At 56.4% G+C, this 15,454-nt stretch carries 13 protein-coding genes and 1 pseudogene; 7 read left to right on the top strand and 7 right to left on the bottom strand.

Features of this window, described 5'->3' with window-relative positions; genetic code table 11:
- Positions 1-360: 360 nt before the first annotated feature.
- Positions 361-996 (top strand): IS6 family transposase, encoded by a 636-nt coding sequence (locus BN2694_RS02475; RefSeq protein ID WP_135662285.1) that lies wholly within the window; start codon positions 361-363, stop codon positions 994-996.
- A gap of 93 nt (positions 997-1,089) precedes the next feature.
- Here the strand turns inward: BN2694_RS02475 and BN2694_RS02470 are convergent, their stop codons facing one another.
- Positions 1,090-1,998, bottom strand: a complete 909-nt coding sequence (locus tag BN2694_RS02470; RefSeq protein WP_135662283.1) for an ABC transporter ATP-binding protein — start codon at positions 1,996-1,998, stop codon at positions 1,090-1,092.
- Between the two features lie 204 nt (positions 1,999-2,202).
- On the opposite strand from BN2694_RS02470, the gene BN2694_RS02465 reads away from it, so the two are divergent.
- Positions 2,203-4,080: an ABC transporter permease gene (locus BN2694_RS02465; protein ID WP_167879945.1), complete on the top strand. Its 1,878-nt coding sequence runs from the start codon at positions 2,203-2,205 to the stop codon at positions 4,078-4,080.
- A 341-nt stretch (positions 4,081-4,421) separates the two neighbouring features.
- Positions 4,422-5,591: an AI-2E family transporter gene (locus BN2694_RS02460; RefSeq protein WP_135662281.1), complete on the top strand. Its 1,170-nt coding sequence runs from the start codon at positions 4,422-4,424 to the stop codon at positions 5,589-5,591.
- Positions 5,592-5,941: 350 nt separating this feature from the next.
- Here the strand turns inward: BN2694_RS02460 and BN2694_RS02455 are convergent, their stop codons facing one another.
- From BN2694_RS02455 to BN2694_RS17875, 4 genes are all read right to left on the bottom strand, one after another.
- A complete protein-coding gene (locus BN2694_RS02455) occupies positions 5,942-6,790 on the bottom strand; it encodes a class 1 fructose-bisphosphatase (protein WP_135662279.1) in 849 nt (282 codons plus the stop codon).
- Positions 6,791-7,132: 342 nt separating this feature from the next.
- Positions 7,133-8,137 carry an alcohol dehydrogenase gene (locus tag BN2694_RS02450; RefSeq protein ID WP_135665389.1) on the bottom strand — a complete coding sequence of 335 codons (1,005 nt, stop codon included), beginning with the start codon at positions 8,135-8,137 and terminating at the stop codon, positions 7,133-7,135.
- A 205-nt stretch (positions 8,138-8,342) separates the two neighbouring features.
- Positions 8,343-8,657, bottom strand: coding sequence for an MBL fold metallo-hydrolase (locus tag BN2694_RS17330; protein ID WP_244605337.1), 315 nt, complete (start codon positions 8,655-8,657; stop codon positions 8,343-8,345).
- 54 nt (positions 8,658-8,711) lie between these two features.
- Positions 8,712-8,843, bottom strand: a complete 132-nt coding sequence (locus BN2694_RS17875; RefSeq protein WP_280176657.1) for a hypothetical protein — start codon at positions 8,841-8,843, stop codon at positions 8,712-8,714.
- A gap of 284 nt (positions 8,844-9,127) precedes the next feature.
- Between BN2694_RS17875 and BN2694_RS02440 the strand changes: the two genes are divergently transcribed.
- From BN2694_RS02440 to BN2694_RS02425, 4 genes and pseudogenes are all read left to right on the top strand, one after another.
- Positions 9,128-9,715, top strand: a complete 588-nt coding sequence (locus tag BN2694_RS02440) for a TetR/AcrR family transcriptional regulator (protein ID WP_135662277.1) — start codon at positions 9,128-9,130, stop codon at positions 9,713-9,715.
- Complete coding sequence (locus tag BN2694_RS02435) at positions 9,712-11,199, top strand: MATE family efflux transporter (protein ID WP_135662275.1); 1,488 nt, start codon at positions 9,712-9,714, stop codon at positions 11,197-11,199. The genes BN2694_RS02440 and BN2694_RS02435 overlap by 4 nt, the downstream gene beginning before the upstream one ends.
- A gap of 95 nt (positions 11,200-11,294) precedes the next feature.
- On the top strand, positions 11,295-11,777 hold the full coding sequence (locus BN2694_RS02430) for a universal stress protein (RefSeq protein ID WP_135662273.1): 483 nt from the start codon (positions 11,295-11,297) through the stop codon (positions 11,775-11,777).
- Between the two features lie 33 nt (positions 11,778-11,810).
- A pseudogene (locus BN2694_RS02425) lies at positions 11,811-12,404 on the top strand (IS6 family transposase).
- A gap of 933 nt (positions 12,405-13,337) precedes the next feature.
- Here BN2694_RS02425 and BN2694_RS02420 read toward each other — a convergent pair.
- Both BN2694_RS02420 and BN2694_RS02415 read right to left on the bottom strand, forming a co-directional pair.
- Positions 13,338-14,252: a ribokinase gene (locus BN2694_RS02420; RefSeq protein ID WP_135662271.1), complete on the bottom strand. Its 915-nt coding sequence runs from the start codon at positions 14,250-14,252 to the stop codon at positions 13,338-13,340.
- Positions 14,253-14,313: 61 nt separating this feature from the next.
- Positions 14,314-15,396, bottom strand: coding sequence for a M24 family metallopeptidase (locus BN2694_RS02415; protein ID WP_135662269.1), 1,083 nt, complete (start codon positions 15,394-15,396; stop codon positions 14,314-14,316).
- Positions 15,397-15,454: the final 58 nt, after the last annotated feature.

The following is a 15,454-nucleotide window of genomic DNA, read 5'->3' as shown; positions in this document are numbered from 1 at the left end:
TCGAATAACATAGCCGAGAAGGGTGCTATTCGACTCGGTCTGAAGAGGGCGTTTGAGATCCTGTACCTGGCTTGGAGGAACGGCTCGACTCGATGTCGACAACACGGAACCCTCCGGTTTCGCTCCGGCCAGTGAGCTCTTGCTGTGGGAACAGAATTTTGAGTCCTTCTTCACGAAACGATGATCCCATATTATGAATGATGCCTTGGATAGCACGCCATTTCCGTTGGGGCATCGGAGAATCAATCCAGAACCGTAGCTTGAGAACAACCGCTGAGTCGCCGAATCGAGTCGGAAGTGCCTGTGGGACAGTGCTTAGTTACGCGTGAAACGTGAGACGTGGTGATTTTCGGATGCTCTATGGCCAGAATCACCCGCCTCAGCGGTAGTATCGACCAGATCGACGTAGACTTTGTGGAGCGCGAAGCGACATCGCGATTGCTGATGAAACTCAGTATTCACCTGCATCTTGCTGGACTATCGCTTTCGAATACTGTTCCGGAACTTGAGAAGTCTGGTGTCCAACGCTCGCGGAAAGCAATCCACGATTGGGTACAAAAAGCCGATCTACAGCCAGTCGGCGGCAAAGCCCCGAATCAGATCGTGCTCGACGAAACAGTGATTCGAATCAACGATCAGCAGTACTGGCTGTACGCCGCAGCGAATCCGGAAACGAACGAATTACTGCAAATTCGGCTGTATTCAACGGCAACGACCGCGTTAACTCAACTGTTTCTGCAGGAACTCCGCGAGAAACACGATGTCGAAAACGCTGTGTTTCTCGTCGATGGAGCTCGACATCTCCAAACTGCGCTGCAACGAGCTGGACTCCGATTTCAGGTTGAACGCGGCGGAAATCGGAACAGCATCGAACGTATCTTCCGTGAGGTAAAACGCCGTACCTCTTCGTTCTCAAACTATTTCAGGCACGTCGAACCGGAAACAGCCGAAAATTGGCTCCAGAGTTTCCCAACATGGTGGAACTCGCTAAACTAAACACGACCAAGAGATGCTAGCAAATACATAAATAAGAACTCGTCTATCCGAATGATTTTCCACGTATGGATCGTCAACTACTACATATATTGATTACGCAGTTTGCTTGTTTGCTATCTCCACGAACGCATCCTCGATGGTACCTTGATCGATATCAAATGAACGAATAGTCGCTCCAGTTTCTTCAAGCACATCAAGGATACGATAGCGGAGGTCGCGAGGGCACGTTACAACAATATCTCCACCCGCTTGGGACACACGCTCGACCCCGTCGATCTTCCGGATAGCGGTTAGCGCAGTGTCATCACCGTCAGTCTCTATTCGAAGATGACTTTCGACCCCGGCAATGTCGCGGAGTTCTTTCGGTGTACCCTCAGCGATAAGATGGCCCTCGGCGAGCAGACCTACTCGATCACAGACACGCTCAACTTGGTCGAGAACGTGACTCGAGAAGAAGACAGTCGCCCCGCGCTCTCGTTCGGTGGTGGCGACCTCCCGCACGAGTCGTACTCCGTAGGGGTCGAGCCCGGAAAAGGGCTCGTCCAGAATGAGCAGGTCTGGCTCGCCAGCAATCGCCATCGCGAGGCCGAGACGTTGGCGCATCCCTTTCGAATAGCCACCAGCACGCTGGTCAACTGCGTCACCGAGACCGACACGTCCAAGAACCGTCTCGGGATCACCGCTCGCGTCGTTCGCATCGAGGATGTACTCGACGTGTTCACGGCCGGAAAGCGAACCATAGACCCCGAACTGATCGGGGAGAATACCAGTTCGTGCGTGGATCGTACTGGCATCCTGGCGGGCATCCATCCCGAGAACGATTGCAGTTCCTGTAGAGGGCCGCGTATAATCCATCAGCATATCGATGGTCGTTGATTTGCCAGCGCCGTTCGGGCCGAGGAACCCGTACACTTCACCGTCCTCGACAGAGAGGTCGAGGTCGGAAACAACGGGTTGACCATCGTAGCGTTTTGTGAGCCCTGACGTTTTGATTGCAGTCATCGCACTCGGAGGGGGCTACTCGCCGACTGTAACATCGGAATATCGTTTTGGAGGACCATACCAGCGGTTCGTAGAATACCCGTAAAAACATTTGGAACGACTGTCCTTTTCAAATCTATGCTTATTATACGTCGTCCAGACAGAAGGAAGTCGCAGTGGACTATTTCGGGAGTATTACATCAATACAATGACGACCCAGTATCGATGCTCTCCACCTCCGTCATGCGGACCGAATTCCGGCGCTATCTCCGCGGGAAGACACCGTGGATTATCGGGTTGTGCTTCGTCCTGGTGAGCGGATTGCCGACGCAACCGGACGCAGACGTTGTCCAGGTTCTCGGTGATGCAGTCGTGTTCGTAGATGCCCAAGTTGCCGTTGCGGTCACCGTGCCATTCGCTGCGGCCGCGCTCGGCTTTCGATCGATTATCGGCGAACGTGAGAACGGAACTGCTCGGGTACTTATCGGGACCCAGCTTACTCGACGTCAATTCGTTCTCGGCAAAACACTCGGCCGTAGCGCAGCTCTCGCCGTCCCAATTGTCGCTGGAATCATCGTCATCGTCGGCTCCGATGTCTTCCAATATGGCCGTTTCTCGGTCCCACTACTGGTCGGACTACTACTCATTTCCCTCGGCTATGTGTTTGCATGGGTCGGGGTGACAGTGGGGCTATCGGCTGCGAGTTCGTCAACGGCTCGTGCTGCCGTAATCGTCTTCGGTGTAACGCTCTTTCTCGGTGGTTTCTGGAACTCCCTCACGCTCCCATTCCTCTGGCAGTTTGTAACCGGCTCCGCACCGAGCAACCAGATGGCAAATCCGGCAGCCTTCGAGGCTGGAAAGTGGCTCTCGCTTCAGAGCGCGTACTACGCCCTTACCGACTGGCTTCTCGGCGGGCCTGTCGGGCCCACGAGTGCAGCTTCCCAGGTCTCCGATGCTCTTAGAAGAACTGGGCAGGCCACATCAACGGGTCCAGTAATTCCTCTATGGACTGCCCTTATAATTTCCTCTGCGTGGCCGGCGATAGCTCTGTGGAGCGGTACAGCGGTCTTTCGACGGAATGATCTCGCCCCAGCCAGCGAGACGGGAATTCTTCAGAAGCTCTGGAATCAATCCCCGTCACACCTCCTGTTGGGTCGGTTTCCATTCAAATGGATACCCGGCCAGAACGGTGTCGTTGATTCACTACCTGGGTCGTGGCAGCCAGTAGCTCGCCGCGAGTTCCGTCGTCTCGTTCGAACACCTGGCGTGTGGGTGCTCGGCGTTCTCGTTCTCGGTGCTGGTGTTTTAAGCCTCTCCCCGACCACGCTCGTTCAGGACTCGCTTGGTGCCCGTGTCCCGCTGGCAGGGCTTCAGACGCCTATCGCTTTGCTGGGCGGTGTTGGTATCCTCTTTGGCACTTTCCGGACGGTCACACGCGAACGCGATACTGGGAGCATCCGGGTGACTGCAGGCACCGCGGCCTCACGGACAAATACCCTTGTCGGTCTCGTTCTCGGCCGTGCGAGCGCGTTCGCCGTTCCAGTCGTCGGTGCTGTTCTTGGGACCTGTCTTGTTGCAATCCCTCGATACGGGCTGGTTCCCTTTGGTACGCTTGCCGTCTTTCTGGCAGTTACTCTCGTCTTTGTTGGCTGTATAGCTGGACTCGGCGTTGCAATCTCAACAGTCATACGGAGCCAATCCATTGCTGGAACAGTGATTCTCGTGTTCACCGGGCTTCATTTTGCGTGGTTCCCAATATCGAACGCACTCTACAGTGCTGCCACTGGTACGAGTGTCGACGGGTTCACTCCACCGGACAATCCGATATTCGTGTTCGTACGCTGGCTCCCACCGCTCCGACTGTTCAATGTCGTTACAAACCCGATTCTCGGGGTCCCGAATTCGGCAGCATCAGCGGCCGGCGTTATCAGCGATCTGCAGGAGAACGTGTTCTCGAATATCGTGGTCGTACAATCAGCCTATGGCTCGAACGTACCTGTGTGGTACCTGCATCCAACAGTTGCGTTCGTCGAGCTCATCCTCTGGTGTGTCATCCCGTTCGGGGTTGCACTCGTCCTCTATCAGTATCGTAGTGTTGACTAACCGCGACAGTATGTACATAGCAAACAGATACTGGGTGCGGGGAGATCAGGGTTGCTGTAGCTCAATTCTCTGTCTTATATCTGCGTTCGCAGCTTTAGCAAGCAACTGGTTCAGTCACCATCTCACTAAATAGGACTCGTGATGGCAATATCGTATGCATTAGGCGTATCAGTCTCAACTACTGCACCACCTTAGATGAGCAATACGGGTGGTCTATAATGGGCACTGCAATCATGTAAATAATAAAATCGAATTCTACACCTAACTCTTTTGTGTCATAACAACAGGTCGGTTGTCCGTTACCAACATGTCTTTTTGCTAGGGCGGTAGTCATTAGGCAAATGAAGTACGATGCAGCACTACGACGACGAGCACTCTTTGGCGTAGGTGGTCTAGGATTACTAACCGCTGTAGTTTTCGTTTTGATCCAGTTTCAGGCGACACTCGTATTCACGGTCTTTCTCTACTATGCAAGCCGTCCGATCTATCGTAAGCTCGAGAACCTCTCTTTTCCTTCACAACTCCAGAGACATCACCTCCCCTATCGCCGTCAAGTGCTTGCTGTTACTACAATCGCCATTTTCCTACTGCCGTTTCTATTTTTGCTCACATATACCCTTGTGTTAGTCGTACCTGAAATCCAACGCATCGTTGGTGGGAACGGTCCCGGTGCAGCGTATCTCTCCGCACTACAGTCAGCACAAGGAAGTGGGCTCCCCACACCGTTGGTAGGGTTAGAATTCAGTGACCTCCTGGCGATGAACCCCCAGGAGGTCACCGCGATTCTCAACGATCCTGCAGTTCAAGCATGGGCACAACGAACGGTTGCTACCCTCCTCGACTCGGTGGGCCTCATCGCAACTGCCACACTCCACGGATTTATTGTTCTCGCCGGAACGTATTATCTGCTCACCGATGGATCGCGTCTCGTAAGCTGGTTCCTCGACAATTTTGATGAGTCTGGTATTGTCGAGTCATATGCACGGTCCGTTGACGCTGAGCTGTCTTCAATTCTCTTCGGCAATATTCTGAACGCATTCGTGACGGGAATTATTGGGATTCTCGTGTTCTCTGGGTATAATCTCATCGCTCCAGGAGCAGTAAAAGTGCCGTTTGCACCGCTGGTCGGTGCACTCACAGGGGCAGGAAGCTTGATTCCTGTAGTCGGGATGAAAATCGTTTATTTCCCTGTGGGAGCGCTACTTGCGGTTGCTGCCGTCGCCAGTGGTCAACCAGACGCGTTCGGCTTCGTGATCTTATTTGTCGTGTTAGCATTCGTTGTAGTCGATACGATCCCGGACTTCTTGATTCGCCCGTATGTGAGTGGCAACCGGACGCATGTGGGTCTGCTGATGTTTGCGTATATACTCGGCCCGATCGTGTTCGGCTTCTACGGTATTTTTCTCGGCCCGATTTTGCTCGTCCTTGTCGCACAGTTCTTTCGAACCATTGCACCGTACGTGCTTACCGGTCAACATTCATACCGACAATCGAATCTCTCGGACTACTGAACTACCCCCCTGACAGACCCGATAATGGATGCATTTACAACGACCCAACAGGCCTGGAGTGGTTTTGTCTCTGTTTTCTCCGGGACTGGTCCCCCGGCTTACTCTCTCAGACGGCTCTCGTAACGGCGTTCATGCGGTGGTTCAGAAGCCTCCACAGGCCCTCTACTACCATATCTCTGTTTGAGACTTCCCCCGACTGCGGTTCAGGAACCACAAAGAGATCTTCGACGACTGTCGGGACACTCATAAGATCGGCTCAAACAGAAATCCACCGAGTGAGGCCTTGAGACCTATTCTGCACCACCGCCCGCTGTAATCAAGACCGTATGCGTTGAGAGAGCCAGACTCAACTATTCCGCGTCGAGCGTTGCTTCGACCTGTTTGATCAGTTCGGTATTGCCGAGAAACGTCGGCGTCCGGGCGTGCAGGTCCTCGGGTTCGACCTCGAGCAGCGACTGGCGACCGTCGCTTGAATCGCCCCCGGCCGCCTCGACGAGATACGCCAATGGCGCGGCTTCGAAGTGGATCCGGAGCTTGCCGTCGGGATATACGTCCGATTCCGGATACCCGAAGAGGCCACCATATTCGAGTACCTGCGCGAGGTCTGCGACTGTTGCCCCGCCATATCGGAGTTTGAGGTCACGCTGTAGGTCCTCAGCAAGGGCGTTGACTGCTTGCGAGCGGTCGATGGGCTTGCCGGCGATCCCGACGACGACGTAGTCTGCCGGAAGCTCGAAGACACCCCGTCTTTCGTTGTGGCCGTCCCTGAGGAGGTACTCCTGAACGACGTCGCTGTCGGCACGCGCCACGGTCATCGTCGTGTAGGGACCATGCAGGACCATCATCGCCGCGACGAGGTTTTGCCCGCTGGTCGGGAGCGGCTGATCGTAGATGCCGACGATCGTCCCGACGGAGTTGTTCGACGCGAGATTGCCCGACCCGTCCAGCGGATCGATTGCGATTGCGTACCCCTCGCCGCAATCGACGGTCTCCGAGCGCTCCTCGCTGGTATAACTGCCGACCCCGTCCAGCGGCGCGAGCGCGTCGAAAAACAGCTCGTCTGCCCACACGTCGGCGTCGGTCTGGACCTCGTCGCTGGGATTGGTCTGGCCGCGTTTGCCCGCGTGCGTGCCGAGATTGCGTTTGAGGTAGTGTGATGTCTCGCGAACCGCACGTTCGACCTGGTCGATCGTATTCATCGCTGGTCACCCGATGACGTCTGACTGATGCCCATACTGGCCTCTCGAGCTGAAGGAAGTTACATTCTCCTCTAATAAGATTTTTAGACATATAGTGAATATTAGGAGGGGCACTCACTTCTAGGACGGCAATCTGTTCAAGCGCCGTATCGACCGCGGTGAGTAACTCGGAGGGGGAGTCAAAGAAGCCGTTAGTTAGTTCTTTGGTTCACGAACTGTCGTGCTCGATCCACGAGATCAAGCCCCGTAGCATTCGCCTCGCAGCGCTTGTCCGTGAGGATGGCGGTCAGCTGGGCGGTCGTCCTCTCGGTGTTCTGGGTCCAGCGTCGGTGACCCGTCGTATCACGGTTCGAGGACGACGCGGAACCGGGCCTCGTTTTCGATCATCCGGTCGTACGCTGCGGCGACGTCATCGAGTGGGTACGTCTCGATTTCCGGTGTAATATCGCGGAGCGAGCTGAATTCGAGTGTGTCTTGGGAGTCACGGGCATGACCCGATGCCCATCCTTCGACACTCCCTCGCGTCCCCACGAGATTCTGGACGTCGACAGTGATCGGTTCGCCGGGGACGCCGACGAGAACGACCGATCCGTCCGTCCCGATACCACCGAGAATCGACTCTACCGCGTCGCTCGATGGCGCAGTCCCGAGAATGACATCCGCACCACCGAGTTCCTGCAGCCGTTCGGCCGGGTCCTCTTCGGCGGTGTCGACGAAGTGATCTGCCCCAAGCTCTCGTGCGAGATTCGCTTTCTCGGGCGACTGCGAAAGGGCGACAGTCTCGAATCCAGCCGCGTGGGCGTACTGAATTCCGAGATGACCGAGACCGCCAACACCCAGAACGGCGACGAGATCACCAGGTCGGGCGTCGGTGTTGCGGAGCGCGTTGTACGTCGTCACGCCGGCACAGAGCAACGGTGCAGCGTCGGCAGCGTCGAGCTCTTCGGGGATGGCTGCCAGGGCCTCCGACGGGACAGTCGTGTATTCAGCGTAGCCGCCATCGTACGTGATCCCGGTGATTTCAGCGTTCTCACACTGCTGAAAATCCCCGCGGCGGCAAGCATCACACGTAAAGCAGTGGCCGCCGTGCCAGCCGACCCCGACCCGATCGCCGGTCGACCAGGCCTCGACGTCGTCTCCGACGGCATCGATCCGGCCGGCGATCTCGTGGCCGGGAACGTGGGGGTAGGACAGTCCGGGATGCGTTCCTTCCTTCGCGAATGCGTCACTGTGACAGATCCCACAGGCTTCGACTGCGACCCGAACCTCGTCAGGTGCTGGCTGGGGTACCTCGCGTTCGACGAGTTCGAAGTCGGCGCCTGCTTCGGGAAGGACAGCTGCGCGCATAGTGTCTGACATCACTCCCCTTTGTGGGCTGATCAGCATAAATCGGTTGCTCCCGGAACCGCCTGTTGGCACCCTTGGAGGCTGCACTTTCGGTACACACGCTGCCCTAACGGTCGGCTGCCGACGTCTCGATGCGGTCGGTCTCTGCCTCGATGAACCCGCCGTGGAAACAGAACGTCTCCTCGATATCGAGTTCCGCGAGTCCCTAGATGCTCTCCCAGGCGGTCTCCAGATCGGGTGTGGCGTCCTCGCGTGGGCCCACCAGTTCGTCGTCGACGACGTTGAGTGCGTCGGCGCTGATCAACAGTTCTGCGTCGGGGACGTAGTAGGACGTGTGGCCGGGGCTGTGCCCGGACGCGAAAACGGCTCGCATCGGCCCGGCTGCAGTCGCGAACGTCTCCCCACCGGTCACCTGGACATCGACCGTCGCCGGCGTGATCTCCATCGGGCGCTCCTCGCTGGATTTGACTAGCTCTTTGTCTCCTTCGAGATACGGGGTATCTCGCTCGGGGGCGAACACGACGACATCGGTCCTCTCGACGACTACCGCCAGACAACCAGCGTGATCGAGGTCCTAATACGTGACGACGACCACCCACGGGTCGTCCGGGCTCAGTCCCCCGGCATCGAGCGCGTCCGCGAGGTTGTCGAGTCCATCTGGGAGACTGACGTCGAGCGGGAACAGTCCGTTCGGTGTCGACGGCAACCGGGTTGGGCGTCATCTCGCGGTTGTCCAGTGACACGTCGAGCGCCAGGCCGTATACGCCGTTAGTTAGTTCCATTCTCGGAAGAGGGTGCGAGCGGATTGAAACACGAGACACTGGGGAGAGACATCCATTCCGCCGAGAACCCGAATACCGAGACGATGTGGCTCCGGGGCTAGCCATCGCGACCTGTCTGCTGAAACTATGGATGAAGAAATGACATCTTAATTACTTACTAACCAGTCAAAACCCTCTTAACTAACCAGTTAATAAGTCAGAGTAGAGAATGGAATCGGAGACCTCAGACGAGATCATCGACGCGACGAACCGGATACTCTGCGAACACGGATATGCCGGACTTACGATCAAGAAGATCGCCGACGAGTCCTCGATGACCACCGCAGCGATCCACTATCATTTCGATACGAAAGAGGAGTTACTGAACGCATTTCTCGACGATCTGATCGGGCGATTCAAAGCGGAACTCACCACCGAGGCGACCGACCCGCGAGAACGATTCACTGCGTTTCTCGATGCGGTTTTCACACCGGCACATCCCGACGCGGACGGCTTTCCCGTGGCGATCATGGAACTAAAAGCCCAGGCACCCTTTCAGGAACTCTTCCGCGAACGATTTCTCGATCTCGACGATATGATGCGGGCGGTCATCGCGGAGATCGTCGCCGATGGCATCGACGAAGGTGACTTCGAGGAATCCGACCCGGACGAAGTCGCCAGACTCGTCACAACGATGACCAACGGCGCACACGCACGGAAAGTGTCACTCGACGAACCGCTCGATGAGGCGCGTGCCGTTCTCGAAACCACGTTGGAACTGCACCTCGGATGGAAACCCGGAAAGGTGGTCGCGTGAGCTTCTTTAAGGGCCAGGAGGAACTCAACCTGACAGAGGGTGGCATCGTCAAGCCGCTGTTGTTCCTCTCGTTGCCTATCGTCGTTACGAACCTGCTGCAGACCGCCTACAACCTGGCAGACACGTTTTGGCTTGGTCAGTACTCGACGGATGCACTGGCGGCCATCTCCTTTGCGTTCCCAATGGTGTTCTTGCTCATCTCGCTCGGGATGGGCCTCTCGGTCGCCGGGAGCGTCCTGGTCGCACAACATACGGGTGCCGGGGAAACGAAAAAGGCCGAGTACGCAGCCTCCCAAACGGTCACCTTCGCCGTCCTCACCTCAGCTATCTTCGGTGCGATCGGTTACCCGTTCGTCCGTCAGTTCCTGGCGCTTCTCGGTGCGTCGCCCAATGTCCTTTCAGGCGCGACCGCCTACATGCAGGTGATTGCGGTCGGCTTGCCGTTCATGTTCGGGTTCACCGTGTTCATCTCGCTGATGCGCGGGGCTGGCGACACGATCACGCCGATGCTCGTCATGTTCGGAACGGTCGTGCTCAACGTGATTCTCGACCCGTTCCTCATCAACGGCTGGGCGGTCGTCGACGGCGCACCGCTCGTGGGGACGATCGCCTTCCCCGAACTCGGCATTCAGGGGGCAGCGATCGCCACGGTCTTTTCGCGGGGGCTGGCGATGGTCGTCGGACTCGCCATCATGGTGTCGGGAACGCGCGGTATCCAAATCAATCTCGCCGATATGAAACCCGATCTCCAGTACCTCCGGAAGATCCTGCGAATCGGCATCCCGGCGTCGGTCGAGGGAACTGGCCGTGCACTCTCGATCAACGCCCTGCTGTTCGTAGTTGGGCTGTTCTCGACGTCAGTCGTCGCCGCGTTCGGCATCGGTACCCGCGTCTTCTCGGTCATCTTCCTCCCCGCGATCGCCGTCGCGCGCGGTGTGGAGACGATGACGGGCCAGAACGTCGGGGCTGGCAAGTACGACCGCGCCCAAGAGGCGAACTACGTTGCCGCGAAAGGATTGTTTGCGGTCCTCGGTGTGGCTGGCGTGGCGATATTCTTCGTCCCGACGCCCATCGTTTCGGTCTTCACCAACGACTCTGCCGTGCTTGATGTCGGCGCAGAGTTCCTGCGGTACGTCGCGTTGTCGTTCGGGTTCATCGGGATCCAGCGGGCGTTCACGGGTGGCTTCCGCGGGGCCGGCAAGACACTAATCGCTGCTGCGATCTCGATCGCTGCACTCGCCGTCATCCGACTGCCCGTCGCATACGTGGCCTCCCAAGGCGTACTTCCAACGGACCTGTGGTTCCTCGGACAGACCGACGTCCGCGGGATCTGGATCGCTTTCTTCGCCTCGAACGTCGCCGGAGCGGTCATCGCATGGCTGTGGTTCCGACGCGGAACCTGGCGTGACAGCGACATCCGGGGAACAAGTGACTCTAGTGGCATCGAGACCGATGAACTCGATCCGGCAATTGGGGACGATTAGATTAATATGTTTGATCCAGATACAACTCACAACGGTACAGATAGCCGAACACACAACCGACCAGCGAGTGCGTGTCAGGGGGGTAATTTCATAGTATGACTGGCCCAGCTTATCAGAAAATTCTCGTACCCACCGACGGCAGCGACCTCGCATTACAGGCGCTCCATGAAGCACTCACACTCGCGGAACTGTCTGAGGCAACGGTCCATGTCCTGTACGTCGTCGACGATGCGAAGGTCGCAGAACTGGCGAGCGGGACGGGAATCGACGATGTGAGTATCGATGGAGATATTGATGGACACTTTGATCGCTACGAAGCTATCGGTGAGCACGCACTCGATGACTTGCGCGAGACAGCAGCAGATCGCGGGATCTCTCTCAGGACGGCAATTCGGAAGGGGCTGCCGGAAGAGGAGATCCTGGCCTACGTCGATGAGACGGACATCGACCTGTTGGTGATGGGAACGCACGGGCGGCGCGGAATCGAACGGTACATCCTCGGGAGTACAACCGAACGCGTGCTCAGAAAATCGCCCGTTCCTGTGCTCGCAGTGCGGGATGAAACATCAACGGAGTAACGAGAAAACACACACCTCAACCGTAGTGTCGACCTGGTCAACGTAGATTGTCTCGTGCGAGAAGCGCACCGCGATTGCTGATGTAGCTCAGTATTCCGTTGCATCTGGCTGGACTATCTATTTTGAATACTGTTCTAATTATTGAAATATATGGTGTCGAACTATCGAGATAGGCTGTCTACAACTGTGTGCACAAATCCGATCTACAACCTGAATATTGGCACTGCCCGGATCACGTCGTAGTCGATGGATCCGCCACTCGACCCAACGACGAGCAATATTTCCCGTTCGCTACTGTCGATAAAAATAAACGGATATCCATATATAAAGCCCGAAATAACGCGAACTAACGCATTCTTGCGGGTTTTCCACGAGCTACGTGAGAAACACGACGTTGACGATGCTGTGTTTCTCATCGATGGACCGCACTCGTTGAAAGACGCCTGCAACCGATACGGTCTCGATTTCAGAGACGAACGCAGCGGAAATCGGGACAGTGTCGAACGTGTCTTTAATGAGGTAAAACGCAAAACGTATCCGTTTTCAGACTATTTTAGCCACGCTGCTACAGAAACAGCCGACGATTGGCTCAGATCCTTCGCATTTGCATGCAACCAGCTTATCTGAACACTATCCCCAACTTTGATATGTGACTAAACACCGACCCGACTCCAGGAGCAGCTTTAATTGATGATCGATTTCCATCACAAGAGTACGGTTGTTATCTAAATTGGTGAAAACGTATCGGACCATCTGGCAGTGCACCGTAAACACGACGACGAAGTCGTGCCTCTTCGAAATACGGAGATGGATTGTCTTCAGAGAAGCCTCAATTCGGCGAGAGCCAGATTAGACCGGTGATCGATGACTCTCGTAGGTATTCCTACGAAAGTCTCGATTGCCATGGGCGATGTATTGGCGGTCGAATACGTTGTCCTTGTCGAGCAAGATCGGGCAACAGCTCAAAAACAAACGAGCGTAGCTCCGATTTCATGCCCGGCAGAATGACTGTTCGGCTCTGGGAAACAGGCCGTACGGTACAGCAGGAGTTGAATACGTCCTAATATAAAAGCAGCCCGTCGTTTGCTCGTTTCACCACTTAGCGTACTGATTTGGGAAGTGTAATCAGACCCACATAGAGATAGAAGACCAGTGTAAGGGCCACTACCTCCACCAGTCTCGGCAGCTGAATCGCAAAGATTCTCGTTTCTCTCCCGGAGGGGCATTCGGTGTTCGCCAGGTGTGAATATAGAGGAATCTTGGGTTTCAGGACGCTCAAAGGCTATAAACCGTGGCTGGCACGGATTTCTTACAGCCCGTAAAGAGTCCCAGTCTGAGAAAATGCACTGACCCCCGGTTTCCGGGAGATACCTACTTCGTCCACAAATAAGCCACAGAACGGCGACAGCTGTCCTGTAACCGTTAATTTGTAAATCCACGGCTCGATGGTGTAAGTAGGATCTAACTTGATCCCGTTTTCGCTTGCCGAACAATATCCATCAATCATAAGTATGTTTAAATAAATGTCAAATCTACAGCATCCGCTCAAGTGTATCTCTCTCAGGGGATAAGTTGCTGTATCTCGGTTGGCGTCGGCAGCGAGGACGACGCTCCCTTGGTTGTCGTCGCGGCGGCACCTGCGGCGTTTGCCCATTCGAGGGCGTCTTTGAGACGTTTTTTGTCATCTAGTGCCGTCGCGAACGCGCCGACGAAGGCATCTCCAGCACCCGTCGTGTCGACCGGCTCGACTGGGTGTGCATCCAGAGTGATCGTCTCTGTCGGCGTACTCGCCAGCACTCCGTCATCGCCGCGCGTAACTACCAATACCTGACTGTCGTGGGCGCGCAGGTTCTCACACGTTTCGATTATTTGGGCCGTCGTCAATGGCAATTGGTGGTCGATATCGCTGTAAGACAATGTCTCCGTCTCGTTGACGACGAGGTAGTCTACGAGCGGTAGGATCGGTTCACGGAACTCATCGGCCGGTGCCGGGTTGAGGATCGTTGTCGCGCCCGCATCACGTGCCCGCTCGAAGAACGCCCGGATCGTCAGCTGTGGAATCTCGAACTGGGAGACTGCGATGTCGTCAGCGTTGACAGGGACCTCTGTCACGTCCTCGGGGGCAAGTGCCGCATTCGCTCCGGGGACGATCACGATAGAGTTCTCGGAGTCCGCATCGATCGTGATCAGAGCGGTCCCACTCGGTTCGTCCGCCACTTGATGGAGGTACGTCAGCGAGAGATTCTCGCGTTCGAGCCGTTCGAGAAGTTCGTCACCGAACCTGTCCGTGCCGACTCTCCCGATCATACTGACGGCCGAACCCAACCTGGACGCCGCAATCGCTTGATTGGCTCCCTTGCCACCCAGCACGAAGTCAAGATCGTCTCCCTCGACTGTCTCTCCCGGTTTGGGGCGTTTATCGACCTGAACGGAAACATCAATGTTGACGCTCCCCGCGACGTGGATTTGACCCATGCCATTGAGTGTGTCCTGTTAGTGATTAATTCTTACGCAGGATGACCGTTCTCCCCGAGCGTCACGTTTCCCGATGAAAGATACCGTGACGAGGGAGTTCGACATCGAATCCGACAGCTGAGACCGTCGTCATCGGCCACGCGTCTGTCCCAGTGAGAAGTTCGAACCCGTCTTTGGTGACGAGATACGTGTCTTCGCTTTTCGCACCCCTTATCGTCGGGTTCCACGCATAGGCTGACGGCAGATCGACGGGCATCTCACTATCGGGCGTTGCGATCCATTCTCGGCCGGCAAAGCCAGTTGCGCCACCCTGGTGGTGGTTCTGCCACTCTTTGGACCATCCCACCGCAGCGTAGGCATCCTGGATGAACTCGAAGACATCACCGGCAGTGCCGCCCTTGGAAGCGACGTGTTGTGTCGCCGCCAGCGCAGTCGCCTCAACGCGCATCGATTTTCGGGTCCGCTCTGCTAGCCAGGTCGGTGGGTCGAACGCGACAGTGCGTGTACAGCTAGCAAACAGGCCGTTTCGATTGACGTTGACCGAAAGCAGGGCGTACCTGCCCAGTGGTTCGTCTTTCGGGACAAAGTGACGATAGGCCTCTGCGCGCTGTTCGCCACCGACGAGAACAACTGATCCGGAGATACCGCGCCCTTCGAGTTCAGTTCGAAGCCGTGTGGCGACTTCACGCTCTGTCATGGACGGATCGAGGTCGGAAATCACGGTCTCGACGGCTGCAGCCGCGTCTTCACCGAGCGCTCGATACGACACGATCTGTTCGTTGGTGAGTGGACGGCGGAGACCCGACGCATCAATCACCTCGAAACCAGGGATGTCGAAGTCTGCTCCCGCAGGCGTCGGGCTAACGTCGCGGACCGCGTCGGCGAGGTCCGTCTCGTACCAATCGAATGTCTCGATACGAATGTCTCTGTCCAGTTCTTCCGCCCGCAGTCGGTCGGCTTCGATGTTGTTCGTCACGACGGTCATCGTCGTCCCGTCGTACCCGGCCGCCGCGACGCCGACCGGCTCAGCGCGGTTGACAACATTATCACCGCCGGTCAGCCAGGCGAAATTGTTCGGTCTTCCGAACCAGACCGCGTCCAGGCCGGTCGCTTCCAAGTAGGAATCAAGTCGCTGTAGCGGCATCAAGTCCGGAATACGAGAGTCAGTATCAAAAAACCTGGTGACAGGATACCATTAGATT

This window comes from Halorhabdus rudnickae (genome assembly GCF_900880625.1).
In the GTDB taxonomy this organism is placed as follows: domain Archaea; phylum Halobacteriota; class Halobacteria; order Halobacteriales; family Haloarculaceae; genus Halorhabdus; species Halorhabdus rudnickae.
Note: the sequence above shows the minus strand (reverse complement) of the source record. Positions and strands in the feature narration are given on the sequence as shown.

Excerpts from the sequence above, each read along its gene's own strand:
- BN2694_RS02475 (WP_135662285.1), top strand. The coding sequence starts at position 361 with ATGGCCAGAATCACCCGCCTCAGCGGTAGTATCGACCAGATCGACGTA.
- BN2694_RS02470 (WP_135662283.1), bottom strand. The coding sequence starts at position 1,998 with ATGACTGCAATCAAAACGTCAGGGCTCACAAAACGCTACGATGGTCAA.
- BN2694_RS02465 (WP_167879945.1), top strand. The coding sequence starts at position 2,203 with ATGCTCTCCACCTCCGTCATGCGGACCGAATTCCGGCGCTATCTCCGC.
- BN2694_RS02460 (WP_135662281.1), top strand. The coding sequence starts at position 4,422 with ATGAAGTACGATGCAGCACTACGACGACGAGCACTCTTTGGCGTAGGT.
- BN2694_RS02455 (WP_135662279.1), bottom strand. The coding sequence starts at position 6,790 with ATGAATACGATCGACCAGGTCGAACGTGCGGTTCGCGAGACATCACAC.
- BN2694_RS02450 (WP_135665389.1), bottom strand. The coding sequence starts at position 8,137 with ATGCGCGCAGCTGTCCTTCCCGAAGCAGGCGCCGACTTCGAACTCGTC.
- BN2694_RS02440 (WP_135662277.1), top strand. The coding sequence starts at position 9,128 with ATGGAATCGGAGACCTCAGACGAGATCATCGACGCGACGAACCGGATA.
- BN2694_RS02430 (WP_135662273.1), top strand. The coding sequence starts at position 11,295 with ATGACTGGCCCAGCTTATCAGAAAATTCTCGTACCCACCGACGGCAGC.
- BN2694_RS02420 (WP_135662271.1), bottom strand. The coding sequence starts at position 14,252 with ATGGGTCAAATCCACGTCGCGGGGAGCGTCAACATTGATGTTTCCGTT.
- BN2694_RS02415 (WP_135662269.1), bottom strand. The coding sequence starts at position 15,396 with ATGCCGCTACAGCGACTTGATTCCTACTTGGAAGCGACCGGCCTGGAC.